This window comes from Halorussus halophilus, assembly GCF_008831545.1.
Lineage (GTDB): Archaea > Halobacteriota > Halobacteria > Halobacteriales > Haladaptataceae > Halorussus > Halorussus halophilus.
In genome coordinates, this window is the sequence record NZ_CP044523.1 from 1,616,149 (window position 1) to 1,630,380 (window position 14,232).

Genomic DNA, 14,232 nt, shown 5'->3' on the forward strand with positions numbered 1-14,232 from the left:
CATCGCGGGAGAAGAACTCGATCAGGAGACTGGGTACTCCGTGTCATACAGTACACCCTCTCGTCGCTGGCGTAAAAAGGCTACCGGCGAGTGCAACACCTACCAAACGCTTCCCACTCAGTCGATCGAGACGCGCTCGACGGCGAGAATGCCGTCGTCGGTGGTCGTCCCCCCGGAACCAGAAGCGGAGGTCGTCTGCTCGCCATCGGACTCGGAAGTCGTGCTATCCGAATCGTCGCCCGCGGTCGTCCCGTCGGATGCAGTCGTCGCATCCGAACCGCCGTCCGCGGTCGTTTCTCCACTAACGGTCGTCCCAGCGCCTGCCGTGGCAGTGCCTCCTGCACCGACAGTCTGGTTCTTCGTGCCGAAGATGTCTGTCTCGATGGTCTTCGTGTAAGTCATCTCCCGCAGCGGGATGCGGAACGTCTCGCCCGCGACTCGCATCTTCGCGTAGAACTCGATGCGCATGTCGGTAACTTGGTCGTTCTTCAGGTGGGTGACCCACCAGTCGTCGAGTTTCTCGTTGCGGATAACTGTCTGGGCGGCGATGGTCTCCTGCGTGCGCCCCTCTACGACGTACTCGCGGTCGGTGGTTCCGTTCCCGACCGAGACGTTGTTCATGCTGATGTTGTAGCCGATTTCGGTGATTGCTAGCGGTGTCGTCTTGGGGTTGTAGACGACGAAGCGCATGTCGATGGGCGTCTCGGATTCGGTCACCTCGCCCCAGTGGGCGCTCGTCTCGTTGACGTAGGCGACGGGGTCCGAGACGAACGGTTGACTCGCGTTCATCGAGCGCGTCTCCGTGGAGTTGAACTGCGAGATGATGTCCGTCTCGACCTGTCGCTTGACGGGCGGTGCGGAGAACGTACGACCGAGCATCGAAGAAGAGGCAGTCGCATCGACGCGCACCGTCGTCTGCTCGCCGTTGCGGATGTGGCTGACCCACCACCGAGGCATCTTTTCGTTGTTCATCTGGGACTGGAAGTGGAGGTCGCCCGTTCCAGATTGCAGGGCGACGCCCTCCTTCGTGCCGTTGGCCATCGTCACGTCGTTCATCGCCACCTCGTACGAGACGGTGACGCCGCCGAGGTCGAGTCCGAGCGGATTCGGATTCTCGACGGTGAGGTTCGTGTGGATGACCGTCGTCTCGTTGGTGACGTCGCCGAAACTGTTCTGCGTGCCCGTGACGCTAGGCGTCCCGAGGAATCCGGCCCCGAACGCCGCACCGACGAGAACAACGAGCGCTAGCACTGTAGTTCCGAGTATTCGTATCTTACTGCCCAGTAAGAGAGACTTGACCCCGTCCATACGAGCAGTCGCGTATTCAAGACCCTAAGTTCTGCTGGGATTGCTCCGCGAGTAGAATGAACTAAGTTCCGCCCCCGGGAATCGAGGCGTATGGCCGAACATCAGTCTGTTGGAACGGACAAGGGTATCGGACTCGCCTCGCTGTTCACGCTGTTGGCTGGCGTGGGCGCGGCGGCAATGTTCCTCGCACCGGGGGAAGAAATCGCCGCGTGGGGCTTCGCGGGCGCAGTCGCTGCGGGCGTCTTCGCAGTCGCGGCAGTGCACCTCTTCTGGAAGTAGATTGTTCTGACACTGCCTCGGAGTTGAATTTCTAATTCGGTGCTTACCCACGGGAAATCGTTAAGAGTACGAATCACTTATCGGTGTGTGAGGATGACTGACTACTCCGACGAGGAACGGCGCATCGTCGCGTACCTCAGTGAAAGCGTCTCCCGCGGCGAGCGCTACTTCCGTGCCAAGAACATCGCCAAACAGCTCGGGTTGTCCGCGAAACAGGTGGGCGTGCGACTCCCGAAGCTCGCGGAGAAGACCGACGAGGTCGATATCGAGAAGTGGGGCCGGGCGAAGTCCACGACTTGGAAGGTAACGCCTAGCTAGGTCCGGCGGGTTTTTGAGAGTACAACCCGAAGTGCCGATATGACTGTCCGGGTGGAGCGGACGTTCGAGCTTAGCGTGCCGCCAGCAGAAGTGTGGGAGTTCATCGCGGACCCGGAGCGACGAGCTAGTACTATCAGCGTCGTCTCCGACTACGAACAGACGGGCGAACGAACGTCGGTGTGGCACATCAAGCTCCCAATTCCGTTTCTCGACCGGACCGTCCCCGTCAACACGGAGGACGTGGAGCGCGACGCGCCGCGGTACGTGAAGTTCGTCGGCCGCTCTTCGGCACTGCGCGTGACCGGCGAGCACGAAATCGAACCCACGGCGGACGGTGGTTCTCGACTCCACAATCGATTCGTCGTGGAGGGGAAGGTCCCTGGAATCGAGCGCTACTTCAAGCGAAATCTCGACGAAGAACTGGAGAATCTCGAAGCGACGCTTCGCGAGGAGGCGACCCTGTCGTGAGACTCGCACTCGCTCAGATGCAGGTCGAATCTGGCGCGGTCGTCGCGAATCGCAGGCGGGCCGAAGCGGCAATCGCCGACGCGGCCGCGAGGGGCGCAGACCTCGTTGCCCTCCCCGAAATCTTCAACGTCGGCTACTTCGCGTTCGACGCCTACCAACGGGCCGCCGAGTCCATCGACGGCGAGACGCTCACTGCGATTGCTGACTGCGCGAGCGAACACGACATCGGCGTCTTGGCAGGGAGCGTCGTCGAGGATTTGGCGACGACTGCGGAGCGAACGAACGTCGAGACACCCGCGAACGAAGGTCTCGCCAACACCTCGGTGCTGTTCGACCGGGACGGTGACCGACTCGCGGTGTATCGCAAGCACCACCTCTTCGGCTACGACTCTGCGGAGGCCGAGATGCTAGTTCCCGGCGAGAGCCTCGGCATCGCGGAGTTCGAGGAAGCGACCGTCGGGATGACGACTTGCTACGACCTCCGGTTTCCAGAACTCTACCGAGACATCGCCGAGGCTGGCGCGAACCTGATTCTCGTCCCGAGCGCGTGGCCATACCCGCGCGTCGAACACTGGCAGTTGCTCCCCAGAACGAGAGCCGTCGAAAATCAGCTGTTCGTCTGTGCTATCAACGGCTCCGGAGATTTCGAGGACGCCTCGTTGCTCGGCCGCTCGACGGTGTACGACCCGTGGGGGACGACGTTGGCGAGTACCGGCGACGACCCGGATTTGGTCGTGACCGATATCGACCTCGGGCGAGTCGAGCGTGTGCGCGAGGAGTTCCCGGCGTGGCGTGACAGACGGTTGTAAGTTCGGCGCGACTCGCCCGACATCTGTAACGTTCCCTGTCAATTCGAGAACGTCGGCGAGCAGCCGTGAAGAGCTTCGAAACTCCTGACCCAAACATTAATTACTCATACGTGTCATAGTACAAAAAGCGACAGATGGCAGAGATTCGTTCCCAAACGACTACTGGTGGGTCAGACGCCGCGCGGCCGTCGAGAGAGACTCTCTTCGACTTGCTGGGCAACGCCCGACGGCGTCGCGTCCTCCGACACCTTCTCGAAGAACCGACCATTACCCTCACGGACCTGAGCGCACGCATCGCCGCGTGGGAAAACGATACGCCCGTCGCGGACCTCTCTTCGCGACAACGAAAGCAGGTGTACTCCTCGCTGTATCAGACGCACGTCCCGCGACTGAGCGACAACGACGTCGTGGAGTACGACTCGACGGACCGCGTAGTACGTCTCACGAGCGACCCCGACCGACTGAATCGACTGCTGTTCGACGACGACTCGGACGCGACCGAGACGACCCATCGGTGGAGTCGATACTTCTTCTGGACTGCGACGGTGGGCAGTGCGGCTATCGGCGGCAACTGGCTCGGCACTATTCCGACCGGCGGCGTGACGACGGAGGGTCTCTACGGGCTACTGACTGTAACGTTCATGATGCTCAGCGTCTCGTTCGTGATGGCCGTGGAAGGCCCGCGAATACTGCGGTTTCTCGACTGAGTTTTGCGAAGGGGGTCTTTCCTAATTTCTCGGCTCGTTCGAGTCCGCTCTTCGACTTGCGTGAGAAGACCGTGACTTATACCACTCACCCGAGTACCTCCAGTATGAACAAACTCGCCGAAGCGGGCGAGAACCGCTGGAAGCTACCCCAGCACGCCCACGTGGTAGTCTACGACGAGCGCGAGTCCGAACTGCTGACCATCTACGACTGCGGTGCGGCCCAGAAACCGCCCTCCGCACAAGTCATCGGGAATCTGGTGCGCATCGACGCCGACCACGAGTTAGAGCGCAGCGTGACGGGATACATCGTGAAGATGCGCGAGCGGGCGACGTTGGAGAAGCAAGACGACGACCACTACGTGATTCGCTCCTAGAAAATTACGATTGTACAGATTCTATTTTTCAGGAGTCGAACGTTACTGTTCGCTCTTTACGGTTCACGAGAAACGCCGATACTGTGACTTCCTCGAAAGCCCTCGCCCGATCGCGGTCGCTGGCGCGACATATCTGCGCCTCTCAGCACCCCTCGGCGCAGATAGGGGTCGTGCAGACGACCACGCCCATTCGGGCGCGACCGGGCGACCCCTTTCAGACCCACCCGTGGTCTGATCTACCGAGCGTTGCCGTTGGAAAGCCTCACCGGGTGCTTCGAGTGGAAAGGCGATCTGCACGCGACTGAAAAAATCGAATCTCCAGTTACAACGGCGCGACCAAATCTTCGAGCGCCGCCTTCGGGTCGTCGGCTTTCGCCACGCCGCTGGCCAGCAGGACGCCCTTCGCGCCGAGTTCGCTGGCGGATGTGAGGTCTTCGCCCGTCGAAATACCCGCGCCACAGTACACGTCCACGGAGTCGTCCACTGCTTCGGCGGCCGCGACGGCGTCGGTCACGATTTCTGGGTCTGCCTTGCTGACCGGCGTTCCGGTGCCGATGAGTTCCGGCGGTTCGACGGCCACGGAGTCCGGGGCGAGCGCGGCGACTGCGCCGATTTGGGCGGGGTTGTTCGCGCAGACGCAGGTATCGAGGTCGGCACGCTCTGCCGCGTCAAGTGCGGCGTCGATGTCGGCGAGTTTGAGACGATTTTCCGAGTGGTTGAGCAGTGTGCCGGTCGCGCCCGCGTCGGCGGCCGCTTCGGCGAGCGTCGAACCGGTGTGACTGCCGTGTTCGACGCCGCTGACGTGCTGTGCCCACGTTTCGACGCCCGTCTCGGAGACGCGCTGGAGGTGGGCGGCCTGCGGTGCGACGGCGATGTCTGTCCCGGAGGCGTCGCTTACCTCGCGGGCGGCCGTTGCAATCTCGACTGGGTCACAAGGGTACGCTTTCAGGTTGACGAGAACGAACATACCGAATTCGACCGGCGGGCGCGACTAATAGGTTGCGAGATGACTCATCGCTCGTTCTCGAAGCCGACGAGTCAGTTTATCCGTCGTCTTCGTCGTCGGGGTCCGGTTCTAGCTTGCTCGTCAGATACTCGTCGATGACCTCGCGGTGGGCGCGGCGCAGTCGCTCAGAAGCGGCCTGTCGAGAGATGTCGAGTCTGTCGGCGACCGACTCTAAGGTCGTGTCGCGGGGCACGTCGTAGTGGCCCATCTCGTGGGCCGCTTGGAGAATCTCGTACTGTTCGTCGGTGAGTTCGTGGGGGCTCTCCGAGTCGGCGTCGAGACTGTGAATGTCGAGCAGTTCTGGTTCGAACTCGTACTCCCCAAGCATCTCGTAGGCATCAGCGAAGTCCTTTCGGTCCGGGAATCTGAGCAGTAACCGCCACGCCTCGTCGTGTCCTTGCACTTCGAGGATGGTCCCGTCCTTCTCGAAGACGATTTCGGCGAGAACGTGGAGTCCGTTGGTGAAGGCCAACTTGTAGAGGAAGGCATCTTCCTCTTCGTCTACTTTTCGCACCTCCCCCGCAGAGGAGTCGGCCTGCAAGGCGCGCTCTATCTCGTCTTCCGACGCGCCTGAAACCCAGACGAACGGCATCACCTCGCCTTGTTCCGTGCCGACGATGTGTTCCATTCGAATCTCCAATTCGGGAAGTGTCTCGAACGTCTCGTGGAGGGCGGTCTTCTCGGCGGGGACAGAAATTTCCGCGACCGTCGTCATAGTAGATACTACTTGCGAGTCCGACCGACAAAATTCTACCCCCCGCGGCAGTTCAGTCCTTGCGTTTTACCACGTCGCCGAGGGTCGTTCCATCCGTGGAACTACCGCCGTTCCACTCCTCGTCGTCCGAGGAACCACCCATCGTCAGCGAGATGTCGAGTTCGCTTTCGAGTTTCCGCTGTACGTCGTCGCTCGGCAGGATGTCGCCGCGCTCTATCTTGCGGATGAGACTCGCCTTCTCGTTGAGTTCGTTGGCGAGTTCTTCCTGACTCAACCCCGCGCTCTCGCGGGCGTTGCGGACCCGGTCGTCGTAGTCTTGGGCGATTTCGTCCATGTCGTCGAACATGTCCGACCGCCGCGAGCGCGACGAGGAACTGGACGAAGATGACGATGCGGACGACCCCGACGACTGACTCGACGACGAGGACGACGAAGTCGAGTACTTCGTGGAAGTCGAACTCGACTCCTGGGTCTTGACCTCGGTCCCGAAGTCGGCACAGTTGTCACACACGTCCAACTCGGCTCCTTCGACCTTGATGGTCTTCGGGGAACCCGTCTCGGCACCGCACATCTCACACTGAACCATACCCTTTCGTAGTCCTGGGGTGGCCTTAAACTCCACGCTGGTCTTTCACATTCACCCACGTCCGCTGGTTCCACCCACACGCAAAGTCACACACCCATCGTCGCACGGTTACGGCAGTAACTCCTCGTCTCGCTGGTCGCGGATGAATCCGAACCCGGACTTGACCTCGTCGTGGCGCTCGAAGAACTGAAGGAGTCGCCGACACTTCTCGCGTGGCAGTCGCGCCTCGCGACTCAACTCGAACAGCGAATCGACTTCCTCGGCGACTTCGAGGAACTCCTCGGCAGTAATGTGGCTGTTCTCCGGAAGTAGCTCTTCGAGTTCGACGTTGATTCCCGATTCGCCCGGTCGTTTGTCGGTCATGTTACTGCCTCTCGATTCGTTTCGACTACCTAACCGCTGAAAAACCTATCTACTAGTTAGTTAGGTATCAGGAACCGGGTGTCGGAAATCAGTTGGTCGGTCACGCTAGCGCGCGCCACGAGTAGTAGAACCGCTGGAGTGCGGTGACGTGGCCGACGACGGCGAAGACGACGAGCAACCACCCGACGACGGTGAAACCTGCAAGTTCGGTCGTCACGACTGCCGCGAGGACGCCGGTCACGCCGATGAGTGCTAATCTGTCGGCGCGCCCGAGCAGACCGCCGTACACCCTATCGAGTCCGACCGCTTGCGCCTGCGTCCCCAGATACGAGGTCATCAGCACGCCCGTCACTGCTGCCAATCCGAGCGCGTAGCGACCGATTCCGGCGGCGAGACCGGCGATGACGACGATGTCGGCGTAGCGGTCGAGTACGTGGTCCAGCAGGTCGCCCGCCTTCGAATCCGTGCCGAGTTCGCGCGCTAGCGCGCCGTCAAGCAGGTCGAGCCACCCGTTCAGAAAGACGAGCAGCGCACCCGCGAGGTAGCCGACGGGCGTGTTCAGGTAGAACGCACCGCCAGCGCCGCCCGCGAGGACGAACGCGACGACGCTCACGGCGTCCGGCGTCAGACCTAGTCGCGTCGAGAGCGAGACGAACGGTTCGAGCGCCCTGTCTGCGACCGGGCGCAGTTGGTCCAGCGTCATAGGTAGTCCAGGTACTCTACGTCGCCAGCACTCGGTTCTCGCTTGCCCGCGATTACGGCCGCGATTTCGTCGGCGACTGCCTCGGGCGTGCGGTCTGTCGTCTCGATTTCGTAGACGTTCTCGATACCGTGTTCGGCGACTGCTTCCGAGAGAATCACGTCGAGGGCTTCGCTCTCAGCGTTTTCTTTGGCTTTCGCCTCGTTCTCGCCGCGTTCGGTCAGCCTGCGTTCCAACTCCTCGGGGTGACAGCGCAGGACGACCACTTTGTCAGCTTCGAAGTTGTGCGCGAGGTGCGACTCCACGAGCAGGTTCTGGTCGTCCTCCTCGCCGTCTCGCCCGTCCAATCTCTCACGAATCGCGTCGAAGTCCGCGACCAAACTGTCTCGTTCGGTGTCGCGTTCTTCCCACAAATCCTCGTCCCGAATCAGGTCGTTGAGGTGGACGACTTCGAAGTCGGTGTCGAGTGCTTTGACCGCGCTCGTCTTACCTGTTCCGGGCGTGCCGGTGACGACGACTCGCATCAGTGTAGCACCTCGTTGACTTGTGCGACTGCTCGTTTCGTCTCTTCTTTCGTGCCGCAGGTGATTCGCACGCACTCGGGAAGCCCGAAACTCGAACAGTCACGGACGATGACGCCGCGGCGTTGGAGTTCGTCGGCGACCGCTTCGCCGTCACCGACTTCCGCGAGGACGAAGTTGCCGTGGCTCTCCCACGTCTGGGCGTCCAGAGTATCGTAGATGTACTCGCGCGCCCACGCCGCAGTTTCGACCGTCCGCTCTGCGTGTTCGTCGTCGTCCATCGCGGCGAGTCCGGCGCGACACGCGATTTCGCTCGCGGCGAAGGGCGTGTTCACGCGAGCGTAGGCGTCGGCCCACTCTTCGGGAACGATGCCGTAGCCGAGTCTGACCCCCGCGAGGCCGTACACCTTCGAGAAGGTTCGCAGGACCGCAACGTCGTCACGCGTTTCGAGGAGGGAGACCGCGCTCTCGCCGTCGGCGAACTCGCCGTAGGCTTCGTCCACGAGGACGAGCGTCTGGTCGTCGGTCTCGTCGGCGATTTCCGCCACGGCGTCGAGCGAGAAGCGACCGCCGGAGGGGTTGTGCGGACTCGTGAGGTAGACGATTCGCTCGCCCTCGTAGTCGCTCAGCACAGTTTCGGCGTCGAGTGCGAAATCTCGCGCTTTCGAGATGCCGTACCGCGCTACTTCGCCGTGGTGGAATCGCGCGCTCATTCCGTAGTAGGCGAACCCCGGTTCGGGCACCAGCACCGTGTCGCCGGGTTCGAGCATCGCGCGAGCGAGGTAGTCGAGGACGCCGTCGCCGCCGTTGCCGAGCCAGATTTGTTTAGGTGAGACCGACCAGCGGTCGGCCAGTTTCTCGGTCAAGTCGGCGTGGGACGCCTTCGGATACGAGTTGGCCGACCCGGCGGCGTCACGAATTGCCGTCACGGCGGCGGGACTCGGCCCGAATGGGTTCTCGTTCGAGGCGAGTTTCACGAGGTCGTCGGGGTCCAACCCGAGTTCGCGAGCGACCTCCTCGATGCCTCGTCCGGCCTGATACACCGTGTGCGCGGAGAGGTCCCGTGGTTCCATATCCGAGAGGTGTGGGCGGCGTACCTTAAGCGTGCTTACCTCCGGCAACGGGTGGTTCGTCGGAGTGCAGTCACGTGATTGTCCTGTCAAAACGAAGCCAGCAGGGCTAAGGAAAGTCGTGCCGACCCGATTGTCGGGGAAATCATGCCGCGCTACAATCGCAACCAGTGGGAGATGCAGGGGAGTCAGCAACCGCAACAGTCCGGTCAGCAGGACCCGAGCCAACAGCAGTGGAGCCAGCAGGACCCAAGCCAACAGCAGTGGAGACAGCAAGGGTCCCAGAAGCGATACCAGCAGGAACGACAGCAACGCCAACAGTCCCAGCAAATCGGTCAACAGCAGCCACAACGCGGAGTCGGGCAGCAACAGCCGCAGTACCAGCAAGGGCAACAACCGCAGTCGCAACACCAGCAGCCACAGCAGAGTCAGCAGGCACAACAGCGTCAGCAGCCACAGCAGTATCAACAGGGCCAGTCTCAACAGCACCAGCAGGGCCAACACGAACAGCAGCCACAGTACCAGCAGGGCGAGCGGGAGCAGTCACAGCAACGCCAGCAACCGCAGTATCAGCAACCACAACACCAGCAGAGCCAACACCAATCCGAGTACCAGCGGAGCCAACAGCAATCCGAATACCAACAGCCACAACGAGGACAGACCTCCCAGCAAAGCCAGTCCCATCGGCAGTCTCAGCAGGGCCAATCGTCTCGACAAAGTCGCTACCAGCGGCAACAGTCCTCGAAGTTCGGCGAGCAGGGACAGCGACACCAACAGTCCGGTTCTCGCGGGCAAGTCACCGAACAAGGGCCGGACCGCCAAGACCAATCGCGTGGGGAGCAGTACGAGTCCGAGAGCCACCAACAGAGCGACGAACAGCAGTTGTACGGCGGGCCTCGTGAAGAACGAGAACACCGGCAGACGCCGTTCTGACGCCGCAAGAGTAACACGTTTTCGAGCGAGCAACACCGGGTCGGCCAGCATTCTCTTGGTCGTGTCTGGCGTCCCCGTTCTATGGCCGAACTCGGCTACACGCTCTCCAGTGAAGAACACGGCCCGAACGCGCTCGTTGACCACGCCGTCCGCGCCGAGGAGACGGGATTCGACTTCGTCTCCGCGTCCGACCACTTCCACCCGTGGGTGAGCCAACAGGGCGAATCGCCGTTCGTCTGGACGACGCTCGGCGGGGTTGCCCGCGCGACCAGCGACGTGGGAGTCGGCGTCGGTGTGACGTGCCCGACGATGCGAATCCATCCTGCAATCGTCGCGCAGGCCAGTGCCACCGCCGCGACGATGCTGGAAGCCGACGACCGAGAGTTCTTCTTCGGCGTCGGAACCGGCGAGGCACTCAACGAACACATCTTGGGCGACCACTGGCCAGAACACTCGGTTCGCCTCGAAATGCTCGAAGAAGCAGTCGAAGTCATCCGGAAACTCTGGGATGGCGGCCAGACGAGTCACTACGGGGACCACTACACCGTCGAGGACGCCACACTGTTTACGCTCCCGGACGAACTACCGCCGATTTGCGTCTCCGCGTACGGGGAGAACGCCGCACAGGCCGCCGCCGAGTTCGGCGACGGGTTCTGGTCGGTCGGCCCGCAGGACGTGGTGGGGACGTTTGAGGAAGCGGGCGGTGAGGGCCCGAAGATTAGCCAGATGACCGTCTGCTACGCCGACGAGAAGGAGGACGCGGTCGAAACTGCACACGAGTGGTGGCCGAACAGCGCGCTCACCGGCGAACTGAGTTCCCTCTTGCCGACGCCGACCCACTTCGAGCAAGCCTGCCAGATGGTCACGAAAGACGACATCCGGGAAGGGTCCATCGTCACCGACCCCGACCCGCAGACCCACGTCGAGAACATCGAGAAGTTCGTCGGGGAGGGCTACGACCACGTCTACGTCCACCAAGTCGGTCCGAACCAAGACGAGTTCTTCGAGTTCTACGAAGACGAGGTACTTCCGGCTTTCTGACCCACCGAGTCCGTCACTGTTTTCCCCGTGGGAACTCACTCCTATCACGAATCGAGGCCACGAGTCCGGCCTTCGGGAGTACCGATGTCAGAGAACTCTCTACTGGAATCGCCCGACGACCCCGACGAGGAAGAACCGCCACTGAGTGAGTTGCTCGACGCGCTCGCCGACCGGCGACGACGGCGCGTGCTACGACTCGTGTCGGACCACCAGACGCCACTCGCCCTGAGTGACCTCGCCGACGAAGTCGCCGCCGCCGAACACGACTGTCTGTTTACCGATATTTCAGAACACACCGTCAAACGGACGTACACGTCGTTGTACCACTCACACGTGCCGAAACTGGCAGTAGTGGGGCTACTCGAATACGACCAAGACGTAGATGCCGTCGCGCCCGGCCACAACGTCGAGATGGCGCGACCGTACCTCGACCTCGCCGCCGAAATCGAGGACTAAATCGGACAGCCCCGAATCTCGCCGCCACGCATTCCCTCTGCGACCCAGTAAATCGAGAGTAGTAGCACGACCAGTGCCAACAACGAGAACTCGACGCCGTCGAGCGGGAGGAGCGTCCCAGCGCCTGCGACACCCACGAGCGAGAGGACGCCCGCGAGGATGGCCGACCCGCAGGCCGCACAGCCAGCACCGAGCGCGCCCAGCGCGAGACCGACCGCGCTCCCGCCGCTCTCGCTCATTCCGAAGCCATGCTCCTTGAAGTGATACACTACGAGTGCAGCGTCGATCCCTGCGAGTACCGCGACGGCGAGGAGTATCGTCGCCGAGAACGGGCCGTAGTTCGTCCCGAGGAAGGGGAACAGACCGGTCAGAATCGTCACTCTGTCGCCGAGAGCGAGCGGGCCAGTGAGCGCGAACCGCGCCAACTCGAAGTTCTGCGAGACGACGAACGCCGACAGCGAGACGACCGTCGCGAGCACCGCGAGCGCGGCGTAGACGGGCGACTCCAACACGAGTCGGGTCGTGCGACCCATCAGTCGCCAGTCGTCCGCGTGGGTCGGAAGCCTGACTCGGAGTCTACCGACGCTCATAGTCCGAGGGCGCTCTTCACCACGCTGTAGCTGATGCTCCCGTTCGCACTCGTCCGGAACTCCCCGTCGCGGAAGAGGAAGATGGTCGGCGTCCCCGACACGCCTGCCTCTTCGCCCGCCGAGAGGTCCGCCTGCACCGCGTCGTCGTACGTCTTCGATTCCGCGTCGGAGACGACGGCGTCGGCGTCGAGGTCGGTTTCGCTGTCGAGGAACTGGCGAGTCTTGTCCAGGACGTTGTCCGAGTTGAACGACGACTGCTTGGCGAAGTAGTGGTCAGCGAGCGCCCACGTGGCGACAGAGCCTTGGCGGCTTCCGGGGGCGTCACTGTCGGCCGAGTTTCCACTATCTGCCATCTCTATCTCGTGGGCGAACGCCGCTTCGACGGCCTGAGTCGCGGGCTTGCCCCACGGGTAGACGACCGGGTACGTCCGAAGCACGAACGAGACCTCCCCGCTCAGATTCTCCCGAATCTTCGGCACGGTGTTTCGTTCGAAGGCTGCACAGCGCGGACACGAGGGGTCCTCGAACGCGACGAGGACGCCCGTCGCCTCGCTCGGCGGCGGGCCGAACCGCGGCTGGTCGGCGAGTCCGACGGCCGAGGCGTGACCGTCGAGCGACCCCGCAGTGTTCGTTCCGCCCTCCATGGCCGTCCCGCCTTCTGTCGTCGATTGGTCACCCGACCCGCCGCCGCCGATACAGCCAGCCAGTCCAGTCACGACGGCGGCACCACCGACAGCCAACACGCGACGACGGGTCGTCCGAGGAGCTTCGTCCCGAATCATACTGCCTCGGACGCCATCGACCGACAAATGCGTTGTTCCAATTTCGGGGCAAAACCGGCCAGATTCCGGCAAGAATGGGTTCTCCTCTCCGTTCGCTCGTCTCGAATCACGCTCGATTTGACGACCGACCGAGATAAATCCCTTCGCCGGTCCTGCACGCGAGATTCACAGTCGCTTCGAGCGGTGGCCGATACAGTCGCTCGGAACCGTCGCCGATGACTGAACGAAAGTCTCCCATCCGTGGCTGAAACCACCGTTTTACCCTACGCCGACTTTATGTTGGTTTAGTTTGACGTGTCGAGTATGTCACGTTCGACGCGCAAACGCTGGCTCCTTGTCGCACTCGCCGTGCTTGTGGTCCTCGCGGGCTGTTCAGGCTCTAGCGGTGGCGACGCGGCGCAGGCGACGGTTAGCGACGGTGGGGGCGTTCAGACGGCGTCCGGAGACGAAGCGAGAGCGAGCGGGTCTGGCCCACCGACTGGGAGCAAAGCCGCCTCGATGCAGATACAGCAACGCGAATTGATACGGACCGGGAACGTCACGCTGACGGTCGCAAACTTCGACCGGTCGCGACAGAACATCAGCGCGGCCGTCGAGGCTCGCGGCGGGTTCGTCAGCGACACCGACCAGCGGGCCCACCACCGGGGTAACGAGACGTTCACGACCGGGAGAGTCGTCTATCGCGTGCCCAAGGAGAACTTCTCTTCGTTAGTGGCACAGGTGAAGGCCGAGGGCGAAGTCGAACGGTCCGGGACGAACACGAGAGACGTGACCGACCAACTCGTTGACATCGAAGCGCGACTGACGAACCTACGCGCCCAGCGCGAGAAGTTGCGGGACCTCTACGAGAACGCCAGCGACACCGAGAACGTCCTCGCCGTGCAGGAGCGACTCTCGGAGGTCCAGACCGAAATCGAACGCCTCGAAGCCAAACGCAAGTCGCTACGCCAGCGAGTCGCGTACTCGACGGTGACCGTCGAACTGCGCGAGGAACCGCCGGAGAATCCGAAACCCGAACGGACGAAGTGGTACGAGACGGGCCTGCTGGCCGCGTTCTCTGAGTCCGTTCACGGCGTCGCCGTGGTTGCCCGTGGAATCACGGTCGCGGCGGCCTACAGCGCGCCGTACGTCCTTGCCTTCGGGCTTCCGCTCGGCGGCGTCGCCGTGGCGTGGCGACGGTTCGGCTAATTATCGGCGCTCGACCAC

The 14,232-nt window shown here is 62.4% G+C and carries 20 protein-coding genes; 10 read left to right on the top strand and 10 right to left on the bottom strand.

Annotation, left to right across the window (positions count from 1 at the left end):
• Positions 1 to 117: 117 nt before the first annotated feature.
• Complete coding sequence (locus F7R90_RS07945; RefSeq protein WP_158056713.1) at positions 118 to 1,308, bottom strand: LEA type 2 family protein; 1,191 nt, start codon at positions 1,306 to 1,308, stop codon at positions 118 to 120.
• A gap of 90 nt (positions 1,309 to 1,398) precedes the next feature.
• Here F7R90_RS07945 and F7R90_RS07950 point away from each other — a divergent pair, with 90 nt between their 5' ends.
• From F7R90_RS07950 to F7R90_RS07975, 6 genes are all read left to right on the top strand, one after another.
• Positions 1,399 to 1,587 (top strand): DUF7525 family protein, encoded by a 189-nt coding sequence (locus F7R90_RS07950; protein WP_158056714.1) that lies wholly within the window; start codon positions 1,399 to 1,401, stop codon positions 1,585 to 1,587.
• 93 nt (positions 1,588 to 1,680) lie between these two features.
• On the top strand, positions 1,681 to 1,905 hold the full coding sequence (locus tag F7R90_RS07955; protein ID WP_158056715.1) for a DUF7123 family protein: 225 nt from the start codon (positions 1,681 to 1,683) through the stop codon (positions 1,903 to 1,905).
• Positions 1,906 to 1,944: 39 nt separating this feature from the next.
• Entirely contained in the window at positions 1,945 to 2,373 is a 429-nt protein-coding gene (locus F7R90_RS07960; protein ID WP_158056716.1) for a CoxG family protein, read from the top strand.
• Positions 2,370 to 3,182 (top strand): nitrilase-related carbon-nitrogen hydrolase, encoded by an 813-nt coding sequence (locus tag F7R90_RS07965; RefSeq protein WP_158056717.1) that lies wholly within the window; start codon positions 2,370 to 2,372, stop codon positions 3,180 to 3,182. Before F7R90_RS07960 ends, F7R90_RS07965 begins: the two co-directional genes overlap by 4 nt.
• Before the next feature lie 134 nt (positions 3,183 to 3,316).
• Positions 3,317 to 3,889, top strand: a complete 573-nt coding sequence (locus F7R90_RS07970; RefSeq protein ID WP_158056718.1) for a DUF7344 domain-containing protein — start codon at positions 3,317 to 3,319, stop codon at positions 3,887 to 3,889.
• A gap of 104 nt (positions 3,890 to 3,993) precedes the next feature.
• Positions 3,994 to 4,263, top strand: a complete 270-nt coding sequence (locus tag F7R90_RS07975) for a hypothetical protein (protein WP_158056719.1) — start codon at positions 3,994 to 3,996, stop codon at positions 4,261 to 4,263.
• Between the two features lie 322 nt (positions 4,264 to 4,585).
• On the opposite strand, the gene tpiA is transcribed toward F7R90_RS07975, so the two are convergent.
• From tpiA to hisC, 7 genes are all read right to left on the bottom strand, one after another.
• Positions 4,586 to 5,230 (bottom strand): triose-phosphate isomerase, encoded by a 645-nt coding sequence (tpiA, locus tag F7R90_RS07980; protein WP_158056720.1) that lies wholly within the window; start codon positions 5,228 to 5,230, stop codon positions 4,586 to 4,588.
• A gap of 76 nt (positions 5,231 to 5,306) precedes the next feature.
• Positions 5,307 to 5,984, bottom strand: coding sequence for a helix-turn-helix domain-containing protein (locus F7R90_RS07985; RefSeq protein WP_158056721.1), 678 nt, complete (start codon positions 5,982 to 5,984; stop codon positions 5,307 to 5,309).
• A 52-nt stretch (positions 5,985 to 6,036) separates the two neighbouring features.
• The gene (locus F7R90_RS07990; protein WP_158056722.1) at positions 6,037 to 6,570 is read right to left on the bottom strand and encodes a multiprotein bridging factor aMBF1; all 534 of its coding nucleotides are present in this window, start codon (positions 6,568 to 6,570) and stop codon (positions 6,037 to 6,039) included.
• 108 nt (positions 6,571 to 6,678) lie between these two features.
• Complete coding sequence (locus F7R90_RS07995; RefSeq protein WP_158056723.1) at positions 6,679 to 6,933, bottom strand: hypothetical protein; 255 nt, start codon at positions 6,931 to 6,933, stop codon at positions 6,679 to 6,681.
• 100 nt (positions 6,934 to 7,033) lie between these two features.
• Positions 7,034 to 7,636 (bottom strand): CDP-alcohol phosphatidyltransferase family protein, encoded by a 603-nt coding sequence (locus tag F7R90_RS08000; protein WP_158056724.1) that lies wholly within the window; start codon positions 7,634 to 7,636, stop codon positions 7,034 to 7,036.
• Complete coding sequence (locus F7R90_RS08005; RefSeq protein WP_158056725.1) at positions 7,633 to 8,157, bottom strand: adenylate kinase family protein; 525 nt, start codon at positions 8,155 to 8,157, stop codon at positions 7,633 to 7,635. The genes F7R90_RS08000 and F7R90_RS08005 overlap by 4 nt, the downstream gene beginning before the upstream one ends.
• Positions 8,157 to 9,227 carry a histidinol-phosphate transaminase gene (hisC, locus tag F7R90_RS08010; RefSeq protein ID WP_158056727.1) on the bottom strand — a complete coding sequence of 357 codons (1,071 nt, stop codon included), beginning with the start codon at positions 9,225 to 9,227 and terminating at the stop codon, positions 8,157 to 8,159. Before hisC ends, F7R90_RS08005 begins: the two co-directional genes overlap by 1 nt.
• Positions 9,228 to 9,371: 144 nt before the next feature.
• Here hisC and F7R90_RS08015 point away from each other — a divergent pair, with 144 nt between their 5' ends.
• The 3 genes from F7R90_RS08015 (at position 9,372) to F7R90_RS08025 (ending at position 11,654) form a co-directional block, all read left to right on the top strand.
• Positions 9,372 to 10,157: a hypothetical protein gene (locus F7R90_RS08015; protein WP_158056729.1), complete on the top strand. Its 786-nt coding sequence runs from the start codon at positions 9,372 to 9,374 to the stop codon at positions 10,155 to 10,157.
• Positions 10,158 to 10,238: 81 nt separating this feature from the next.
• Complete coding sequence (locus F7R90_RS08020) at positions 10,239 to 11,198, top strand: TIGR03557 family F420-dependent LLM class oxidoreductase (protein ID WP_158056731.1); 960 nt, start codon at positions 10,239 to 10,241, stop codon at positions 11,196 to 11,198.
• A gap of 84 nt (positions 11,199 to 11,282) precedes the next feature.
• A complete protein-coding gene (locus F7R90_RS08025; protein ID WP_158056732.1) occupies positions 11,283 to 11,654 on the top strand; it encodes a DUF7344 domain-containing protein in 372 nt (123 codons plus the stop codon).
• On the opposite strand, the gene F7R90_RS08030 is transcribed toward F7R90_RS08025, so the two are convergent.
• On the bottom strand, positions 11,651 to 12,244 hold the full coding sequence (locus tag F7R90_RS08030; RefSeq protein WP_158056734.1) for a hypothetical protein: 594 nt from the start codon (positions 12,242 to 12,244) through the stop codon (positions 11,651 to 11,653). The two genes, F7R90_RS08025 and F7R90_RS08030, sit on opposite strands and share 4 nt — an antisense overlap.
• A complete protein-coding gene (locus tag F7R90_RS08035) occupies positions 12,241 to 13,026 on the bottom strand; it encodes a DsbA family protein (RefSeq protein ID WP_158056736.1) in 786 nt (261 codons plus the stop codon). The genes F7R90_RS08030 and F7R90_RS08035 overlap by 4 nt, the downstream gene beginning before the upstream one ends.
• 303 nt (positions 13,027 to 13,329) lie before the next feature.
• Between F7R90_RS08035 and F7R90_RS08040 the strand changes: the two genes are divergently transcribed.
• Positions 13,330 to 14,214 (top strand): DUF4349 domain-containing protein, encoded by an 885-nt coding sequence (locus F7R90_RS08040; protein WP_158056737.1) that lies wholly within the window; start codon positions 13,330 to 13,332, stop codon positions 14,212 to 14,214.
• Positions 14,215 to 14,232: the final 18 nt, after the last annotated feature.

Excerpts from the sequence above, each read along its gene's own strand:
- F7R90_RS07945 (WP_158056713.1), bottom strand. The coding sequence starts at position 1,308 with ATGGACGGGGTCAAGTCTCTCTTACTGGGCAGTAAGATACGAATACTC.
- F7R90_RS07950 (WP_158056714.1), top strand. The coding sequence starts at position 1,399 with ATGGCCGAACATCAGTCTGTTGGAACGGACAAGGGTATCGGACTCGCC.
- F7R90_RS07955 (WP_158056715.1), top strand. The coding sequence starts at position 1,681 with ATGACTGACTACTCCGACGAGGAACGGCGCATCGTCGCGTACCTCAGT.
- F7R90_RS07960 (WP_158056716.1), top strand. The coding sequence starts at position 1,945 with ATGACTGTCCGGGTGGAGCGGACGTTCGAGCTTAGCGTGCCGCCAGCA.
- F7R90_RS07970 (WP_158056718.1), top strand. The coding sequence starts at position 3,317 with ATGGCAGAGATTCGTTCCCAAACGACTACTGGTGGGTCAGACGCCGCG.
- F7R90_RS07975 (WP_158056719.1), top strand. The coding sequence starts at position 3,994 with ATGAACAAACTCGCCGAAGCGGGCGAGAACCGCTGGAAGCTACCCCAG.
- tpiA (WP_158056720.1), bottom strand. The coding sequence starts at position 5,230 with ATGTTCGTTCTCGTCAACCTGAAAGCGTACCCTTGTGACCCAGTCGAG.
- F7R90_RS07985 (WP_158056721.1), bottom strand. The coding sequence starts at position 5,984 with ATGACGACGGTCGCGGAAATTTCTGTCCCCGCCGAGAAGACCGCCCTC.
- F7R90_RS07990 (WP_158056722.1), bottom strand. The coding sequence starts at position 6,570 with ATGGTTCAGTGTGAGATGTGCGGTGCCGAGACGGGTTCCCCGAAGACC.
- F7R90_RS07995 (WP_158056723.1), bottom strand. The coding sequence starts at position 6,933 with ATGACCGACAAACGACCGGGCGAATCGGGAATCAACGTCGAACTCGAA.
- F7R90_RS08000 (WP_158056724.1), bottom strand. The coding sequence starts at position 7,636 with ATGACGCTGGACCAACTGCGCCCGGTCGCAGACAGGGCGCTCGAACCG.
- F7R90_RS08005 (WP_158056725.1), bottom strand. The coding sequence starts at position 8,157 with ATGCGAGTCGTCGTCACCGGCACGCCCGGAACAGGTAAGACGAGCGCG.
- hisC (WP_158056727.1), bottom strand. The coding sequence starts at position 9,227 with ATGGAACCACGGGACCTCTCCGCGCACACGGTGTATCAGGCCGGACGA.
- F7R90_RS08015 (WP_158056729.1), top strand. The coding sequence starts at position 9,372 with ATGCCGCGCTACAATCGCAACCAGTGGGAGATGCAGGGGAGTCAGCAA.
- F7R90_RS08020 (WP_158056731.1), top strand. The coding sequence starts at position 10,239 with ATGGCCGAACTCGGCTACACGCTCTCCAGTGAAGAACACGGCCCGAAC.
- F7R90_RS08025 (WP_158056732.1), top strand. The coding sequence starts at position 11,283 with ATGTCAGAGAACTCTCTACTGGAATCGCCCGACGACCCCGACGAGGAA.
- F7R90_RS08030 (WP_158056734.1), bottom strand. The coding sequence starts at position 12,244 with ATGAGCGTCGGTAGACTCCGAGTCAGGCTTCCGACCCACGCGGACGAC.
- F7R90_RS08035 (WP_158056736.1), bottom strand. The coding sequence starts at position 13,026 with ATGATTCGGGACGAAGCTCCTCGGACGACCCGTCGTCGCGTGTTGGCT.
- F7R90_RS08040 (WP_158056737.1), top strand. The coding sequence starts at position 13,330 with ATGTCACGTTCGACGCGCAAACGCTGGCTCCTTGTCGCACTCGCCGTG.